This window comes from Undibacterium sp. TJN25, assembly GCF_049339885.1.
Lineage (GTDB): Bacteria > Pseudomonadota > Gammaproteobacteria > Burkholderiales > Burkholderiaceae_D > Undibacterium.
Genome location: NZ_JBMPPM010000013.1, coordinates 16,254 through 33,803, shown reverse-complemented (window position 1 = coordinate 33,803; position 17,550 = coordinate 16,254). Strand labels below are relative to the sequence as shown.

Here is a 17,550-nt window from a genome sequence, read left to right as displayed (position 1 = left end):
TGAAAGGGCAGCTTGATCAAACTAGACGCGCAGGAATTCTTCACGGAAGCCCAGCCAGCGGCCCAGGTGCGCCTCTACCGTAGGCAGATCGTTCTGCAATAGCTGTGCCGCCAGTTCGCGCGCCTTGTCCACCAGCCACTGGTCGGTCTCCAGGTTGGCGAAACGCAGCATCGCCTCGCCGGACTGGCGGGCGCCGAGGAACTCGCCGGGGCCGCGGATTTCCAGATCCTTGCGCGCAATCTCAAAGCCGTCCGTCGTTTCGCGCATCGTCATCAGCCTTTGCTTGGCCGTACCGCCCAGCGGACCCTGGTACAGCAGCAGGCACACACTGGCATTCGAGCCGCGGCCCACGCGGCCGCGCAACTGGTGCAGCTGCGACAGGCCGAAGCGTTCCGCATGCTCTATCACCATCAGGCTGGCATTGGGCACGTCCACGCCCACTTCGATCACGGTGGTTGCCACCAGCACCTGGATCTCATTACGCGTGAAGGCATCCATGACGGCCTGTTTCTCGGCAGGCTTCAGCCGCCCGTGTACCAGGCCCACCTTCAGATCCGGCAACTCCAGGCTCAGCATGGCGTGGGTATCGGTTGCGGTCTGCAATTGCAGCGCTTCGGATTCTTCTATCAGTGGGCATACCCAGTAGATCTGCTTGCCGTCCTGTGCGGCGGCATGCACACGCTCTATCACTTCATCGCGGCGATTCTGGTCGACCACGCGCGTGACGATGGGCGTGCGCCCCGGTGGCAGTTCGTCGATGACGGATACTTCCAGGTCGGCGTAGTAGGTCATCGCCAGCGTCCGCGGTATCGGCGTGGCCGACATCATCAGCTGGTGCGGCACCTTGCTGCCAGTGCCTGTGGCGTCACTAGTGCTTTGTTCACCCTTGTTGCGCAAAGTCAGGCGCTGGCCGACGCCGAAGCGGTGCTGTTCATCGACGATGACCAGGCCCAGCTTGCTGAACTCCACGCCGTCCTGTATCAGCGCATGCGTGCCTATGACCAGTTGCGCCTCGCCGGATTCAATGATGGCCTTGGCCCGGTCTTTTTCCTTCTTCTTCAGGCTGCCGGTCAGCCACGCGACCTTGACGCCCAGCGGTTCCATCCAGCCGGCGATTTTACGGAAATGCTGGTCGGCCAGGATTTCGGTCGGCGCCATCAGCGCTGCCTGGAAGCCGCTGTCGATTGCCTGCGCCGCCGCCAGTGCCGCCACGACCGTCTTGCCGCTGCCGACGTCGCCTTGCAGCAGGCGCTGCATGGGGAAGGCCTGTTTCAGGTCTTTGCGTATCTCGTTCAATACTTTTTCCTGCGCGCCGGTCAGTGCGAACGGCAGCGTCAGCAGGAAGGCGTTGGACAGCTCGCCGACAAGGGGCAGCGCAGCCGCCCCTTTGGCGCGGCGCGACGCCTGCGCGCGTTTCAGCGACAGCTGCTGTGCCAGCAGTTCATCGAACTTCATACGCTGCCAGGCCGGATGTTCCTTCTCCATCAGCGCATGTTCGTCGGCATCGGGCGGGGGATTGTGCAGCAGCCGTATCGATGCTTCGAAATTTTCCAGGCCCAGCGTAGCCAGCAGCGCGGGCGATAGTGTGTCTTGCCAGTTGACCTTGTTCAGCGCGCTGGCAATGGCCTTGCGCAGCATGACTTGCGATACGCCGTCGCCGGCAGGGTACACCGGTGTCAGCGATGTTGGCAGCGGCGCGCCCTCATTGACAATCTTGTAGCCGGGGTGGACCATTTCAGCACCAAAGAAGCCGTGCCTGAGTTCACCCCGGGCGCGCACGCGTGTGCCCACTGCCATCTGCTTGGTCTGGTTGCCGTAAAAATTCAGGAAACGCATGACCACCTGCGAAGTGTCGTCGGCAATGGTGACGACCAGTTGCCGCCGCGGACGGTACTGGATGTCGCACTCGGTCACCACGCCTTCGACCTGCACCATGCTGCCGCCGCGAAAACCGGCGTCGCGCATGCTGGTCACCTGGGTTTCATCTTCATAGCGCATCGGCAGGTGCAGCACAAAATCCATGTCCCTGCGCAGGCCGAGGCGGGCGAACTTGTCTTCCAGCCGTACCGCGGGCTTGGCGTCCTTTTTGGATGCTTTCTTCGGCCGCGCTGGTTTGGCCGGTGCGCCGGCGATGTTGGTAGCGTCGATAGCGTCGGCTTCAGCAGGTTTAAGTGGGGTGGCAACTGGCATGGGTTAAAATACCGGGTTTTGCTGCTGTTTTAGCGTAAATTGATGCTGCATCTGTAATTGCACATTATTTTACTGGCTTTTTATACAGTAAATGTACATTAATTCTATTTCCTGCCGCTTTATCGTGCCGATTTGTCGTCAAGTATTGCACTGGGCGGCGGGAAACCCTGTTTATAGATCCGGCTTGCATGTATTCCCTCTCCGATTTCGACTTTGATCTGCCAGAACAACTGATTGCGCAAACGCCTTTGCCGCATCGCACCGCGTCACGCTTGCTGCATGTGGACGGCAACCATCTGGTGGACCGCCACTTTGCTGACGTACTGGACCAGCTGTCCGCCGGCGACCTGCTGGTCTTTAATGACACACGGGTGTTGAAGGCGCGTTTTTTCGGCATCAAGGAAACCGGCGGCCGGGTAGAGGTGCTGGTCGAGCGCGTGCTCAGCAACACCGACGAACAGCGCGCCGTGCTGGCGCAGGTGCGGGCTTCCAAGTCGCCGCCGCCGGGCACCGTTATTCGCCTGGCAGATATTTTCGACGTCGAGGTGGGCGAGCGCGTTGGCGAATTTTATACGCTGCATTTTCCCGGCGACGTATTTGAGCTGATCGAGGCGCACGGCCGCCTGCCGCTGCCACCCTATATCACGCATGATGCCGATGACTTTGACGAGCAGCGTTACCAGACTGTCTACTCACGTGTGCCCGGCGCCGTGGCCGCGCCGACCGCTGGTCTGCACTTCGATCAGGCACTGCTGGACCGCTGCCAAGCCAAGGGTATACAGCTGGCCTATGTGACGCTGCATGTCGGCGCCGGCACCTTCCAGCCGGTGCGTACCGAAGACCTGGCGCAGCATGCGATGCACAGCGAGTGGTATACGATCTCGCAGCAAACGGTGGATACGGTGCGTGCCACCAAGGCCGCCGGCAAGTCTGTGGTTGCCGTTGGTACTACCAGCATGCGCGCGCTGGAGTCTGCTTCGCAGAGCGGCGCGCTGCAAGCGGGCAGCGCCGACACCCGGTTGTTCATTACACCCGGCTACGTATTCAAGACGGTGGACAGGCTCATCACCAATTTCCACTTGCCCAAATCAACCTTGCTGATGCTGGTGTCGGCTTTTGCCGGGTACGATCGCATACGCACGGCCTATGCCCATGCGATTGCGCAGCATTACCGCTTCTTCAGCTACGGTGATGCGATGCTGCTTACCAATAGCTCCGATACCGATAGCTCCAATAATTCTGCTGACTGAGACCGCTCCTTATTATGCTCGACTTCAAACTGATCAAAAAAGACAAGACCACCGCCGCCCGCCGCGGCCGCGTGACTGTCAACCACGGCGTGATCGAAACGCCCATCTTCATGCCGGTGGGCACCTATGGTTCGGTAAAGGCGATGTCGCCGCTGGAACTGAAGGAAATCGATGCGCACGTCATTCTCGGCAATACCTTCCATCTGTGGCTGCGCCCGGGTATGGACGTTATCAACAAGTTCGGCGGCCTGCATGACTTCATGGGCTGGGACAAGCCGATCCTGACGGATTCGGGTGGCTTCCAGGTTTTTTCGCTGGGCGCCATGCGCAAGATTACCGAAGAGGGCGTCAAGTTCGCATCGCCGATCAGTGGCGAGCGGCTGTTCCTGTCGCCGGAAATTTCGATGCAGATACAGCGTTCATTGAATTCCGACATCGTCATGCAGTTCGACGAATGCACGCCGTATGAAATAGACGGCCGTCCGGCAACGCTGGAAGAAGCCGCAAAATCGATGCGCATGTCGCTGCGCTGGGCCAAGCGTTCCAGCGATGAGTTCAAGCAGGGCGAAAACCCGAATGCACTGTTCGGCATCGTGCAGGGCGGCATGTTTGAAAGCCTGCGCGACGAATCGCTGGCCGGCCTGAATGACATGGATTTCCACGGCGTCGCCATCGGCGGTCTGTCGGTCGGCGAGCCGAAGGAAGACATGATGCGCGTGCTGCAGCATATCGGCCCCAAGCTGCCCGAGAACAAGCCGCATTACCTGATGGGCGTCGGCACCCCGGAAGATCTGGTGGCCGGCGTGACCAACGGCATAGACATGTTCGACTGCGTGATGCCGACGCGGAATGCACGCAACGGCTGGATCTTTACCCGCTACGGCGACGTCAAGATCAAGAATGCGCGCTACAAGGAAGAAAAAGCACCGTTGGACGATACCTGCACTTGCTATACCTGCAAGAATTTCTCACGCGCGTATCTGCACCACCTGCACCGCACCGGCGAGATACTGGGCGCGCGACTCAATACCATCCATAACCTGCACTACTACCTGGACCTGATGCGTAATATACGCCAGGCACTGGATGAAGAGCGTTTTCCCGCCTTTGTTGCACAATTCCACGCTGACCGGGCGAGGGGCGTGTAGACTGCGCTGCAGCATGGACGCGGATGGCCAAAAATAGCCATCTGTGGCTATTCGGGCTAAAATGTTGCGCTTTGTTTTCAAAATGACAGAACACGCCTTTAAATGATGTGATTCAGCATCATATAGAGTTTTCGTGATCAATTTATTAATATCTTTTTTGAAAACTCGATTTTCATCCTACATACTGGAGCATTAACGTGTTTATTTCCAACGCTTACGCGCAATCATCAGGCATTCCCGGCATGGGCGGCGATTTTTCCAGCCTGTTCGTCTTCATCCCCATGTTCGTGCTGGTGTACTTCCTGATGATACGTCCGCAGATGAAGCGTCAGAAAGAGCAGAAGGCGATGATGGATGCGCTGGCCAAGAATGATGAAGTGGTCACAGCAGGCGGCGTGCTCGGCAAGGTAATCAAAGTGACCGATGCCTACGTCACCGTGGAAATCGCCAACGGCACCGAAGTGATCGTGCAAAAAGCGTCGATCACGATGCTGCTGCCAAAAGGCACCATCAAAGCGATCTGACCTCCAGGCAGCCTATGTCATTGAAAAATGCATAGGCTGTGTTGCATTCAGCTTTACCCTTTATTCTGAACCGATATGAATCGCTATCCCCTCTGGAAGTACATACTGATCGTCATTGCGCTGGTTTTCGGCGCCGTGTACACAGCGCCGAACTTTTTCGGCAAGGTGCCCGCAGTACAAATCAGCAGCGCCAAGGCCACGGTCAAGATCGATAGCGGCATGATAGACCGCGTCGAGCAGGCACTGAAACAGGCCGGCGTCCAGGACAGCGGCGTGTTTTATGAAAACAACGGCCTGCAAGGCACCGTGCGTGCGCGGCTGGCGGATGGCGATGCGCAGTTCAAGGCCAAGGATGCGCTGGAAAAAGCGCTGAATACCGACCCGACCGATCCTACCTATACGGTGGCCTTCAATGAGCTGTCCAGTTCGCCGAAATGGCTGCAGGGCTTGCATGCCCTGCCGATGAACCGCGGCCTGGATCTGCAGGGCGGCGTGCATTTCCTGATGCAGGTAGACACCAAGGCGATGCTGAACAAGCGCGTGCAAAATCTGCAATCCAGCGTGCGCAGCGTGTTGCGCGACAAGGAAGTGCGGCATGCCGGCATCAGCCGTGAAGGCGACCTGATCAGCGTCAAGTTCCGCGATGCGGAAACACGCGGCAAGGCCCGCGAAGCGCTGCTGAGCCAGATGACCGACGTCAACCTGGTGGAGGCGTCCGACGCAAGTGATTTCAACCTGCAGATCAGCATCAAGCCGGAATCGCTCAAGAACCTGGTTTCCGAAGGCATCAAGCAGAACATCACCGCGCTGTCCAAGCGTGTGAACGAGCTGGGCGTGTCCGAACCGGTGATCCAGCAACAGGGTGCGGACCGTATCGTGATTGAGCTGGCAGGCGTGCAGGACGTTGCGCATGCGAAAGAACTGATAGGCCGTACGCCGGACCTGGAAGTGCGCCTGGTCGATGAGGGCGTGCTGCATCCGATAGATGAAAACACCGCAGTGCCTTTTGGCTCCGAATTGTTCAAGGTAGGCCGCGGCGCGCCTGAAATCCTGTACAAGGATGTCGTGATCACCGGCGACTATATCGTCGGCGCGCAGGCCAGCTTCGACCGCAACCAGCAGCCTGCTGTCAGCATCGAACTGAACAGCGACGGCGGCCGCAAGATGCGTGAAGGCACGCGCGGCAAGATCGGCAAGAAAATGGCGATCGTGCTGCTGGAAAAAGGCAAGGGCGAATTGCTGACTGTAGCCACCATCAATGACGAGCTGGGCAAGAATTTCGAAATCACCGGCATGGGTTCCGCTGCGGCATCCGCCGACCTGGCCCTGCTGCTGCGCTCAGGCGCATTGGCGGCGCCGATGGAATTCATCGAAGAAAGCGTCATCGGCCCTCAGCTTGGCCAGGCCAACATCACCAAGGGCTTCAACTCCACGCTGTACGGTTTTGCCGCGATCTCGATCTTCATGATTGCCTACTACATGCTGTTCGGTTTCTTCAGCGTCGTAGCCTTGTCGGTCAACCTGCTGTTGCTGGTGGCGCTGCTGTCCGGCATACAGGCAACGCTGACGCTGCCTGGCATGGCGGCGATTGCGCTGGCGCTGGGTATGGCGATTGACGCCAACGTGCTGATCAACGAACGTATCCGTGAAGAACTGCGTGCCGGCAATACGCCTCAGGCGGCGATTGCAGCCGGTTTCGACCGCGCCTGGGCCACCATTCTGGATTCCAACGTGACTACGCTGATCGTCGGCCTCGCATTGCTGATTTTCGGTTCCGGTGCGATACGCGGCTTTGCAGTAGTGCATTGCCTGGGCATTGCAACATCGATTTTCTCCGCAGTGTTCGTCTCGCGCGGCGTGGTCAACCTGTGGTACGGCCGCAAGAAGAAGCTGGCTTCCGTGTCCATCGGCCAGATCTGGAAACCGACTAAATAACCACTACTGCACGCTAAGAATCATTAGGGATCATCATGGAATTATTCCGTATTAAAAAAGACATTCCTTTCATGCGCCATGCGCTGATATTCAATGTCATCTCCGCCCTGACTTTTGTCGCGGCGGTGTTCTTCCTGTTCCACAAAGGCCTGAATTACTCGATCGAATTCACCGGCGGCACGCTGATGGAACTAAGCTATCCGCAAGCCGCCAATGTGGAAGACATCCGCAAGACCGTGGTTGGCCTGGGTTACAACGATAGCCCGGTACAGACTTTCGGCAAGCCGACCGATGTGGTCATCCGCCTGCCGCTGCCGAAAGGCATGACTGCTTCGCAGCAAAGCGACAAGGTATTTGCCGCACTGAAGGCGCAAAGCCCGGAAGTCAAAATGCAAAGGGCCGAACTGGTCGGCGCGCAGGTAGGCGACGAACTGTTCCATGACGGCCTGCGCGCGCTGGCGATGGTGATCATCGGCGTGGTGATCTACCTCGCCATCCGGTTTGAATGGAAATTTGCGGTCGCCGCCATTGTCGCCAACTTGCATGACGTGGTCATCATCCTGGGTTTCTTTGCCTTCTTCCAGTGGGAGTTCAGCCTGTCGGTGCTGGCCGGCGTGCTCGCGGTGCTCGGATATTCGGTCAATGAATCGGTCGTTATTTTTGACCGTATCCGCGAAAATTTCCGCAAGCAGCGCAAGTCCACGGTGACTGAAGTGATCGACAGCGCGATCACCAGCACCATCTCCCGTACCATCATTACGCACGGCTGCACGCAGATGATGGTGCTGTCGATGCTGCTGATCGGCGGCCCGACCCTGCACGGCTTTGCCACTGCGCTGACCATCGGTATCCTGTTCGGTATTTACTCCTCGGTATTCGTGGCTGCCGCGATAGCGATGTGGCTGGGTGTGAAGCGCGAAGACCTGATCAAACCGGTCAAGGAGAAAGACACTACTGACGGTGCGGTCGTGTAACGGAAAGTATAAAAATTTAAAGCCAGCCTCTGCGCTGGCTTTTTCTTTGGTAGCATTAGCAGCTGACAAAAATGTTGCTTAATTTCAATCAAGACAAGACAATAGCAACGGCGTTCCGGCATGTCCGACGAAACCGGGATATCGAACTTTTCTTTCCCGAATTTTTCTTTCTCGAACTTTTCTTTCTATTACGTATCAGATACATGACTGGCAGCGTACCGAAGAGGCAAAAAATAGCATGAGCAGATTGAAGACGATAGTAGTGGTAGTGCTGATAGCAGGTGCAGGAGCAGCAGCTTATTATGCATGGAGCAACTCTCAGCAGGGAAAGGACGGCAAGGGCCAGGCAGCAAAAGGTGCAGCTAAGGCCATCAGCGTAGTGGCAGTACCGGTGCAGCGCCGCGATTTCCCTGTCAAACTGACCGGTAACGGTGTCGTTACCGCGTTGAGCACTGTCGATGTCCGTCCCCAGATCACCAGCACTATTGCCAAGGTCCATATCAAGGAAGGCCAGTTCGTTCATGCCGGTGATGTGCTGTTCACGCTGGACAGCCGCGGCGATGAAGTCAACGTGGCCAAAGCGCAGGCGCAGCTGGATAAAGACCTTGCGACCCAGACCGACTTCAAGCGCCAGCTGGAACGCAGCAAGGATCTGTTGTCCAAGAAATTTGTATCGCAAAGCGTGGTGGATACCAGCCAGGCGCAATATGACGCGCAGAATGCGCTGATTGCCTCCGACCGCGCGGCCGTCAATGCCGCCAAGGTGGCGCTCAGCTATAACCGCATCACTGCCCAGGCCGCCGGCCGCACCGGCATCATCAGCGTTTATCCGGGCTCGCTGGTGCAGCCTGGAACGGCGACGCCGCTGGTCACCATCACACAGATGGATCCTATCTCGGTGTCCTTTACGCTGCCGCAGCGCAACCTGCCGGATGCGCTCGACAGCATGAAAAAAGCCGATAGCTATGTGCTGGCACAACTGCCGGATAACGACACGCAGTTCAAGGGCCATCTGGCCTTCGTCGACAATACCGTCGATGCGGCATCCGGCACGATCAGGGCCAAAGCCTTCTTCGACAACAAGGACTTGAAGCTGTGGCCGGGCGCCTACGTCAATGTGGAGCTGAGCGTGCAGATCATCAAGGATGCGATTGTCGTTCCACAGGATGCGCTGATCATCAACGCCAAGAACACGACGCTGTATATCATCGATAAATCCGGTAAGGCTGCCTTGCGCACGGTCAAGGTGATACAGGCTTCCGGTAACGATGCGGTCGTCTCGGGTGTGGAAGCCGACGTCAAGGTCGTGCTGGAAGGCAAGCAGAACCTGCGCCCCGGCGTCTCCGTTGTCGAAAGGGCGGACAAGCCCACCGCCAAGACTGGCGATGCCGATAAGGCTGTTGCTGAAGACGCCAAAGCCTCGCCGGCTTCCACCGCGAGCGCATCATGAATTTGTCGGAACTGTTTATCCGCCGTCCGGTCATGACGGTGCTGCTGAATCTGTCCATCCTGGTTGCGGGGATACTGGCCTACAAATACATTCCTATCGCCGCGCTGCCCAGCTATAACACGCCGGTCATCAGCGTCAGCGCGGTCTTGCCCGGCGCCAGCCCTGAAACCATGGCGACCTCGGTGGCCTTGCAGCTGGAAAAGCAATTCGCGACCATACCCGGCCTCAGTGTCATCAGTTCCACCAATACGCTGGGGTCCACGTCCGTCACGCTGGAGTTCGACCAGAACCGCAACATTGATGCCGCCGCAGTGGACGTGCAGGCTGCGCTGCTGAGGGCGCAACGTACGTTGCCGGTGGAAATGACCACGCCGCCGTCCTACCGCAAGGTGAACCCGGCCGATGCGCCGGTGCTGATCCTGGCGCTGACGTCGCCGTCGCTGAACCTGGCCGACCTGAACAGCTATGCCGAGCATCTGATCTCGCCGACGCTGTCGACGCTGGACGGTGTGGCGCAGGTCAATATTTTCGGCGCCCGGCGCTATGCGGTCCGCATCCGCGTCATGCCCGAAGCGCTGATGACCAGGAACATGACGCTGGATGAATTATCGGCGGCGATCAGTTCCGCCAACGCAAATTCGCCGGTCGGTACGCTGGATGGCGACAAGCAGACCCTGACGCTGCTGGCCAACAAGCAGATGCTGACCGCGGCCGAGTTTGCCGATACCATTGTCAGCAACAAGAATGGCCTGACGGTGCGCCTGCGCGACGTCGCCAAGGTAGAAGACAGCTTTGAGGTCGTCAAGACCGCGTCCAACTTCAACGGAGAAAGCTCCATCACGCTGGCGATCCTGCGCCAGACGGATGCCAACACCGTCAAGGTAGTGGACTCCATCCACGCCGCGCTGCCGGGTTTCCGCGCGCAGTTGCCGGCCTCAGTCAAGATCAACCTGGTCAACGACCGTTCTGTGTCCATCCGCGATGCCTTGCATGACGTTAACCTGACGCTGCTGCTGACGGTATTCCTGGTTGTTGTCGTGATCTTCCTGTTCCTGCGCCGCATGGTTGCCACCGTCATCCCGACGCTGTCGCTGCCGGTCTCGCTGGTTGGTGCGATCGCGCTGTTGTGGGGCTTCGGCTATACGCTGGATAACATCTCGCTGCTGGGCCTGACGCTGGCAGTGGGCCTGGTGGTCGATGATGCGATCGTGATGCTGGAAAATATCATGCGTCACGTCGAAGACGGTATGCATCCGTTCAAGGCGGCGCTGCAGGGTTCGCGCGAAGTGGGTTTTACGATCATCTCGATTTCCACTTCGCTGATTGCGGTATTTATTCCTATTTTCTTCATGCCGGGTGTGATCGGCCAGTTGTTCCATGAATTCGCGGTGATCGTCAGCTTGGCGATTGTCGCATCGGCGTTCGTCGCGCTGACGCTGGTGCCGATGCTGGCCAGCCGCTTCCTCAAGAACGAACATGACATGAAGCCGCCTCCGAAGCCTGTTGCGGTGCTGCTGCATGTATTCGAATCGGCTTTTGACGCATCCCTGCGCAGCTATGGTCGCGCGCTGGATTTGGCCCTGCGCCATCGTAATGCTGTGCTGGTGGTGGCATTGCTGACCTTCATCGCAACTGCGTATATGTTCTCGGTGATCCCCAAGGGCTTTTTCCCGCAGGAAGATATTGGCCAGCTGAACGTTTCCACAGAAGCATCGGAAGACATTTCCTTTCCTGCCATGTCCATCCTGCAGGACAAGGCTGCCAAGATACTCAGGGATGATCCTAACGTGTTGTCGGTGGCTTCGTTCAACGGCGGTGGCAGCAATGCGCAGAATACCGGCCGCATGTTCGTCAACTTGAAGCCGCGCGATGAACGCAAGCCGATGAAGGATGTGGTGGACAGCCTGCGCCGCAAGTTTGCCGACCTGCCGGGTATCGCCGTCTACATGCGGCCGACGCAGAACTTGCAGCTGGGCGGACGCCAGACCAAGAGCCAGTACCAGTACATCCTGCAAAGTGTGGAAGCCGGCGAACTGAACAACTGGGCGCTGAAGCTGCAGGACAAGATGAAAAACGATCCGGCATTCAAGGACGTCACCAGCGATTCGCAGCTGAAGGGCCTGCAGGCCTCGCTGAAGATAGACCGCGACAAGGCCAATTCGCTGGGCGTCAGCATGAATTCGGTGCGCTCTGCGCTGTACAGCGCATTTGGCGAAAGGCAGATCTCCACGATGTACAGCAACGTGGACAGCTACCAGGTCATCATGGAAGTTTCTCCGGATGCGAAGAAGGATGAGTCCGCGCTGAACAATATCTACGTGCGCAGCAATACCAATGCGCTGGTGCCGCTGAACAGTTTCACGACAGTGCAGCGCACGGTGGGGCCGACCTCGGTGAACCATATGGGCCAGTTGCAGGCGGTGACGATCTCGTTCAACCTGACGCCGGGTTATGCGCTGGGCGACGCGACCAACAAGATAGACAAATTCAGCGAAGCGATCAAGCTGCCAGTCTCCATCATCACGTCCTACGGCGGCGATGCGGCGGTGTTCAAGAATTCGCAATCCGGCCAGGTGGTGCTGATCGTCGCCGCACTGCTGGTAATCTACGTGCTGCTGGGTGTGCTGTATGAAAGCTATATCCACCCGATCACGATCCTGGCGGGCTTGCCTTCCGCCGCGGTAGGCGCCTTGCTGACGCTGGAATTTTTCAATGAAGACCTGACGCTGATCGCGATGATCGGTATCCTGCTGCTGATCGGTATTGTGAAAAAGAATGCGATCATGATGATCGACTTTGCGCTGGATGCACAGCGCAACCAGGGCATGACGCCGGCAGAGGCGATACGCGAAGCCTGCGTGCAGCGTTTCCGTCCTATCATGATGACTACACTGGCAGCGCTGGTGGGCGCCTTGCCTATCGCGTTCGGCCTGGGCGCCGGCGCGGAATTGCGCCAGCCCCTGGGGCTGGCAGTGGTCGGCGGCCTGATCTTTTCGCAGGCGATTACGCTGTTCATTACACCGGTCATTTATCTTGCGCTGGACCGCTTCAGCGGCAAGGGCCCGATCACTACCGACGTGGCCACGCTCTAGGCCCGTCCGGGCCAGACCCCGCTTGCAAGCAAAGGCAAAAGCCCGCAAATATGCGGGCTTTTTTTCGTCTGCATCCTTCTGTCAATGCACTGGCCTTTTAATCGACAGCGCGATTCAGACTTTCCTTGAGTTTCTGCAGCGCGCCTTCCAGCACGTCAAAGTCGGTATCGGTATAGTCGCTGAAATTTTTCTTACCCTTGTTGATGACCTGGGGGAAGATTTCCTGGAATATCGCGTTGCCTTCGGAGCTTAGTTTGACAAACAGCTGACGCCTGTCGTCGCAGCCGCGTTCGCGTTCTATCAGGCCCTTCTGTTCCAGCCTGTCGAGTACGCCGGTCAGCGTGCCCTTGGTGATCAGGGTTTTATCGCCGAGATCCTTGCAAGTCATGCCGGGGGTATTTCCTAGCGTGGCGATGATGTCGAATTGTGAATGCGTAAATCCGAGTTGCCGCACGTGCTGTGCAGAAGTTCTTTCGAAAGTCTGCATGCATTCGGCCAGCAGCCTGACGCTGCGGAGGAAACGTTCACCCATGATGGATGGGGAGAGTGATAAACAACTTCATGAATACTGTCCTGCATTAAATTGGAAAGATGCTGAAAAATGAGCCCGGCGCGTGTTGGCGTATTGGCGAATTTGTGTATTGCTTACCGATGCAAGGCTGGTGCGCATTTTTTAACATCTTTAGTACGGTCTGCCAGCGCCGTAAGGGCCGCCGGCAGATGATCAGCCGATATTAGTCGGCTTTCAGTGCTTCAACCTGGATTGCCAGCTTTACTTCCGGTGCAAAGAACGGAGTGGCGTAGCTCAGGCCGAAATCGGTGCGCTTGAACTGCGCGGATGCATCGGCGCCGCAGACTTCACGTTTCAGCATAGGGTGCTGGATACATTTGAATTTGTTGATCGTCAGCGTGACAGGCTTGGTGACGCCCAGCAAAGTCAGGTTGCCTTCTACTGCTACTGGCGTGTCGCCATCAAATTTGATGGACGTGCCTTTGTAGGTCGCGGTCGGGAATTGTTCAACGTTGAACATGTCCTTGGATTTGCCATGCTCATTCAATTTTGCATGGCCGAAGTCCAGCGAGTTGGTGTCGATAGTGATATCGACTGTGCCTGTTTTTTTCGCTTTATCCAGTGTGATAGTGCCGCTGGTTTTATCGAACTTGCCGCGCCATACCGAGATGCCCATGTGGTCAGCTTCAAAGCTCGGATAGGTATGGTTAGGATCGATAGTGTAAGTCTGGGCAAACGCTGTGGATGCGCTTAGGGCCAGGGCCGCTGCGAGGAAGTGGGATAATTTCATTGTAAAACTCCTGATTTGGTTTTTTAGATAAATTAATTGATTCATTAAATAAATGAAATAAATTTAAATGAATCAATTAAGTTTGTTATTGATTGCGGGCCAAAGGCTCGCAATCATTGAGCTGCAACTACGCGAAACTTGATGACGACTTCGTCGGCGACCATGCTGGTGTCTTTCCATTCACCTTCGCCGATATTGAAAGTCAGCCGCTTGATCGGCAGGCTGCCTTCAAAGACCTGGGTATTGCCTTCCTTCTTCACCGTCAAAGGAAAGCTTGCATCGACAGTCTTGCCCTTGATCGTCAATTTGCCGGTGACGTCCAGCTTGCCTGGGCCGCTGGCCTTCATACCGGTGGAGACGAAGCCGGCTTTAGGAAACTGGGCTGCATTGAACCATTCCTTCTTCGTCACTTCCTGGTTGTATTCGGGATCGCCGAGGTCGAAGCTGGCGATGTCGATATCCACGGTGGCCTTGGATGCCTCCGGCTTGGCGGCGTCATAGTCGATGGCCGCGGTAAATTTCTTGAACTTCGCATCCACCGGCACATTCAGTTGCTTGAACACGATGCCAACCGTGCTTTTAGCCGGATCCACCTTCAACGCGGCTGCCAGGGCGGGCATGGCGATGGCTGCGGCGATGACGGCGGCGCCGAATTGCAGGCGGCGTGAGCCTGAAGACAATGAAAACAGTTGCATGGAATATCCTTTATGGAGTGTTGAGTTACTTACCCGGCATCATCCGCTTGAAGATGCCGTCCTGGTCGATAAAGTGGTGTTTCAGCGCGCCCAGCACATGCAGGATGAAAGCCGCCAGCAGGGTCACGTTCAGGCAATAGTGCACCAGTTTCAATACTGGTTTCAGTTCAGGATTCGGGTCTATCAGCACCGGCAGCGGGAATAGGCCCAGGTACACCACCGGCACCCCGGCGGCCAGGCTATAGAAATAACCTGAAACCGGAATGGCGAAAATGAGTATATACAGCAGGGCATGCATCAGACTAACCAGTTTGACATGTGTATCCGACATGCTGGCAGGATGGGGCGGCGCCTTGTGCGTCAGGCGCCACAGCAGGCGCAGGCAGGCCAGTGCAAGGACGGTAACGCCTATCCATTTATGCCAGGAGAAATATTTCAGTTTGGTCGGCGTCAGGCCGGGTATATTGGTCATCGTGACGCCCAGGCAGAATGCGCTGATGATCAGGATCGCGACCAGCCAGTGCAACAGGATTGCCGTATTGGTATAACGTTCTGCGGTGTGCGGCATCGTGCCTCCAATATTAGTTCGATGTATGGTTAGTCTGAATCAGAACTAATTCTAACAAAAAAAATTCAAGCTTGCAGGCGACCGTCAAAAACCTGGAAACTTGAATTTTTTACATCAGGCGCTGCTTGCTGCCGGCGCCTCGCCATGAACGGCTATTTCCTCACACTTTGCGCGCCAGCTCCGCGGCGATGCCTATGTAGTTTGCCGGCGTCATTGCCAGCAGCAGATCCTTGGCATCTTGCGGAATTGCCAGACCCAGCACAAATTCGCGCAGAGCTTCTTTGGAGATGCCTTTGCCACGGGTCAGCTCCTTCAGTTGCTCGTACGGGTTTTCTATGCCGTAGCGGCGCATGACGGTCTGCACCGGCTCCGCCAGTACTTCCCATGTGGCGTCCAGATCGGCGGCCAGGCGTTCGTGGTTGACTTCCAGCTTGTTCAGGCCGCGCAGGCAGCTGTCGTAGGCCAGCAGCGTATACCCCAGCGCCACGCCGACGTTGCGCAAGACCGTGGAATCGGTCAGGTCGCGCTGCCAGCGTGAGACCGGCAATTTTTCGGACAGGTGTTTCAGCAGCGCGTTGGCCAGGCCGAGGTTGCCTTCGGAATTTTCAAAGTCGATGGGATTGACCTTGTGCGGCATCGTCGAAGAGCCGATTTCACCGGCCTTGGTCCTCTGTTTGAAATAGCCGACCGAAATATAGCCCCAGATGTCGCGGTTCAGGTCCAGCAGGATGGTATTGACGCGCGCGAAGGCGTCGAACAGCTCCGCCATATAGTCGTGCGGTTCTATCTGTATCGTGTAAGGGTTGTACACCAGGCCAAGGCGCTGCTCTATCACCTCGCGCGAAAAGCTTTCCCAGTCATGCTGTGGATAAGCCGACAGGTGGGCGTTGTAGTTGCCGACCGCTCCATTCATCTTGCCGAGAATTTCTACCTGGGCAATACGCTTCTGCGCGCGCTGCAGGCGGGCAACGACATTCGCCATTTCCTTGCCCAGCGTGGTCGGGCTTGCAGCCTGGCCATGGGTGCGGGACAGCATGGGCACATCGGCATTGGTATGTGCCAGCTCGGTCAGCTTGGCAACCAGGTTTTGCAGCATGGGCAGCATCACATTGTCGCGCGCAGTCTTCAGCATCATGCCGTGCGAGGTATTGTTGATGTCTTCCGATGTGCAGGCGAAGTGGATGAACTCGGATGCGGCCACCAGCTCAGGCACGTCCTTGACCTTTTCCTTCAGCCAGTATTCGACGGCTTTTACGTCGTGGTTGGTAACTGCTTCAATTTCCTTGATGCGGCCGGCATCGGCTTCAGTGAACTCGGCGACCAGCTTGTTCAGCACGGCATTGGCGCTGTCCGAGAAAGGCTTGATCTCGGCAAACCCTGCGGTGGACAAGGCTTGCAGCCAGCAAACCTCGACCTTGACCCGGTGGTGCATGAAGCCTGATTCAGACAGGGCGGAGCGCAGTGCATCGACCTTGGCGGCGTAGCGGCCATCAAGCGGGGACAGTGCGGACAGGGCAGAAAGTGTGGAAAGTGACATGATTTTGCAGGGATAGCGAAGAAAGGATGTAAAAGCCTTACGCAAAAAACAACAAAAACGGCAAGAATGCGAAAACCGGCAGAAAGAAGAAAAGCTCGGGTTTTTGCCAGCATTCAGGATGTTTTTTGCGCCGAATATGCGATTTTACCATTAGAGCGCCGGGGCTACACCCGTTGTTGGCGATTGTCAAAAATCTTCATAAAGGGGGAGGGCGGGGTGGCGATGCTATAATTTGCACTAATATTTTTTCAAAGCTCCTATGAAACTGATTGGTTCCCTCACAAGTCCGTACGTAAGAAAAGTCCGCATCGTCATGGCGGAAAAGAAGCTGGATCACACCCTGTTACTGGAAGACGTGTGGGCACCCGACAGCACGATACAGCAGTCCAACCCGCTCGGCAAAGTACCCTGCCTGCTGATGGAAGACGGCCTGGTGATGTACGATTCGCGCGTCATTGTTGAATATCTGGATACGCTGACGCCGGTCGGCAAGCTGATTCCAGCCAACGGCCGCGAGCGTGCTGAGGTCAAGTGCTGGGAAGCCCTGGCGGACGGCATCATGGATGCCGCCATCCTGATACGCCTGGAAAAAAACCAGCGTACCGAAGCCTTGCAAAGCGCCTCTTGGATGGATCGCCAGATGAAAAAGGTATCGGCAGGGTTGAAAGCCATGTCCGAAGGACTGGGCGAGTCGCCGTTTTGCACCGGCAACCACCTGACCCTGGCAGACATCAGCGTGGCCTGCGCAGTGGGCTGGCTGTCTTTCCGTTTTCCGGAAATTGACTGGCGCGGTGACTATCCGAATCTGGCAAAACTGTTCGACAAACTGTCCGAGCGGCCGTCGTTCAAGGATACGTTGCCGGAGTAAGATTGACGTACATCGATA

General features: G+C 57.0%; 14 protein-coding genes. 8 read left to right on the top strand and 6 right to left on the bottom strand.

What is annotated here, in order from left to right; translation table 11 throughout:
• Window positions 1–21: 21 nt before the first annotated feature.
• On the bottom strand, window positions 22–2,190 hold the full coding sequence (recG, locus tag ACO0LO_RS25120) for an ATP-dependent DNA helicase RecG (protein WP_422968581.1): 2,169 nt from the start codon (window positions 2,188–2,190) through the stop codon (window positions 22–24).
• Window positions 2,191–2,378: 188 nt separating this feature from the next.
• Here recG and queA point away from each other — a divergent pair, with 188 nt between their 5' ends.
• The 7 genes from queA to ACO0LO_RS25085 all read left to right on the top strand — a co-directional run bounded on the left by queA (window position 2,379) and on the right by ACO0LO_RS25085 (window position 12,563).
• Complete coding sequence (queA, locus tag ACO0LO_RS25115) at window positions 2,379–3,440, top strand: tRNA preQ1(34) S-adenosylmethionine ribosyltransferase-isomerase QueA (protein ID WP_422968579.1); 1,062 nt, start codon at window positions 2,379–2,381, stop codon at window positions 3,438–3,440.
• Window positions 3,441–3,454: 14 nt separating this feature from the next.
• Window positions 3,455–4,588, top strand: coding sequence for a tRNA guanosine(34) transglycosylase Tgt (gene tgt, locus ACO0LO_RS25110; RefSeq protein ID WP_422968577.1), 1,134 nt, complete (start codon window positions 3,455–3,457; stop codon window positions 4,586–4,588).
• 197 nt (window positions 4,589–4,785) lie between these two features.
• On the top strand, window positions 4,786–5,112 hold the full coding sequence (yajC, locus tag ACO0LO_RS25105; protein WP_422968575.1) for a preprotein translocase subunit YajC: 327 nt from the start codon (window positions 4,786–4,788) through the stop codon (window positions 5,110–5,112).
• 75 nt (window positions 5,113–5,187) lie between these two features.
• The gene (gene secD / locus ACO0LO_RS25100) at window positions 5,188–7,047 is read left to right on the top strand and encodes a protein translocase subunit SecD (protein ID WP_422968573.1); all 1,860 of its coding nucleotides are present in this window, start codon (window positions 5,188–5,190) and stop codon (window positions 7,045–7,047) included.
• Between the two features lie 35 nt (window positions 7,048–7,082).
• A complete protein-coding gene (gene secF, locus ACO0LO_RS25095) occupies window positions 7,083–8,021 on the top strand; it encodes a protein translocase subunit SecF (protein ID WP_422968571.1) in 939 nt (312 codons plus the stop codon).
• 238 nt (window positions 8,022–8,259) lie between these two features.
• Entirely contained in the window at window positions 8,260–9,471 is a 1,212-nt protein-coding gene (locus ACO0LO_RS25090; protein ID WP_422968569.1) for an efflux RND transporter periplasmic adaptor subunit, read from the top strand.
• Window positions 9,468–12,563, top strand: a complete 3,096-nt coding sequence (locus ACO0LO_RS25085) for an efflux RND transporter permease subunit (RefSeq protein ID WP_422968567.1) — start codon at window positions 9,468–9,470, stop codon at window positions 12,561–12,563. The genes ACO0LO_RS25090 and ACO0LO_RS25085 overlap by 4 nt, the downstream gene beginning before the upstream one ends.
• 97 nt (window positions 12,564–12,660) lie before the next feature.
• Here the strand turns inward: ACO0LO_RS25085 and ACO0LO_RS25080 are convergent, their stop codons facing one another.
• The 5 genes from ACO0LO_RS25080 to purB form a co-directional block, all read right to left on the bottom strand.
• Window positions 12,661–13,095, bottom strand: a complete 435-nt coding sequence (locus ACO0LO_RS25080; protein WP_422968565.1) for a MarR family winged helix-turn-helix transcriptional regulator — start codon at window positions 13,093–13,095, stop codon at window positions 12,661–12,663.
• A 202-nt stretch (window positions 13,096–13,297) separates the two neighbouring features.
• Window positions 13,298–13,864 carry a YceI family protein gene (locus tag ACO0LO_RS25075; RefSeq protein WP_422968563.1) on the bottom strand — a complete coding sequence of 189 codons (567 nt, stop codon included), beginning with the start codon at window positions 13,862–13,864 and terminating at the stop codon, window positions 13,298–13,300.
• A 113-nt stretch (window positions 13,865–13,977) separates the two neighbouring features.
• Window positions 13,978–14,484, bottom strand: a complete 507-nt coding sequence (locus ACO0LO_RS25070; protein WP_422968812.1) for a YceI family protein — start codon at window positions 14,482–14,484, stop codon at window positions 13,978–13,980.
• A 100-nt stretch (window positions 14,485–14,584) separates the two neighbouring features.
• The gene (locus ACO0LO_RS25065) at window positions 14,585–15,127 is read right to left on the bottom strand and encodes a cytochrome b (RefSeq protein WP_422968561.1); all 543 of its coding nucleotides are present in this window, start codon (window positions 15,125–15,127) and stop codon (window positions 14,585–14,587) included.
• Between the two features lie 160 nt (window positions 15,128–15,287).
• Window positions 15,288–16,664 carry an adenylosuccinate lyase gene (purB, locus tag ACO0LO_RS25060; protein WP_422968559.1) on the bottom strand — a complete coding sequence of 459 codons (1,377 nt, stop codon included), beginning with the start codon at window positions 16,662–16,664 and terminating at the stop codon, window positions 15,288–15,290.
• A gap of 259 nt (window positions 16,665–16,923) precedes the next feature.
• Between purB and ACO0LO_RS25055 the strand changes: the two genes are divergently transcribed.
• On the top strand, window positions 16,924–17,532 hold the full coding sequence (locus ACO0LO_RS25055) for a glutathione S-transferase family protein (protein WP_422968557.1): 609 nt from the start codon (window positions 16,924–16,926) through the stop codon (window positions 17,530–17,532).
• Window positions 17,533–17,550 lie beyond the last annotated feature (18 nt).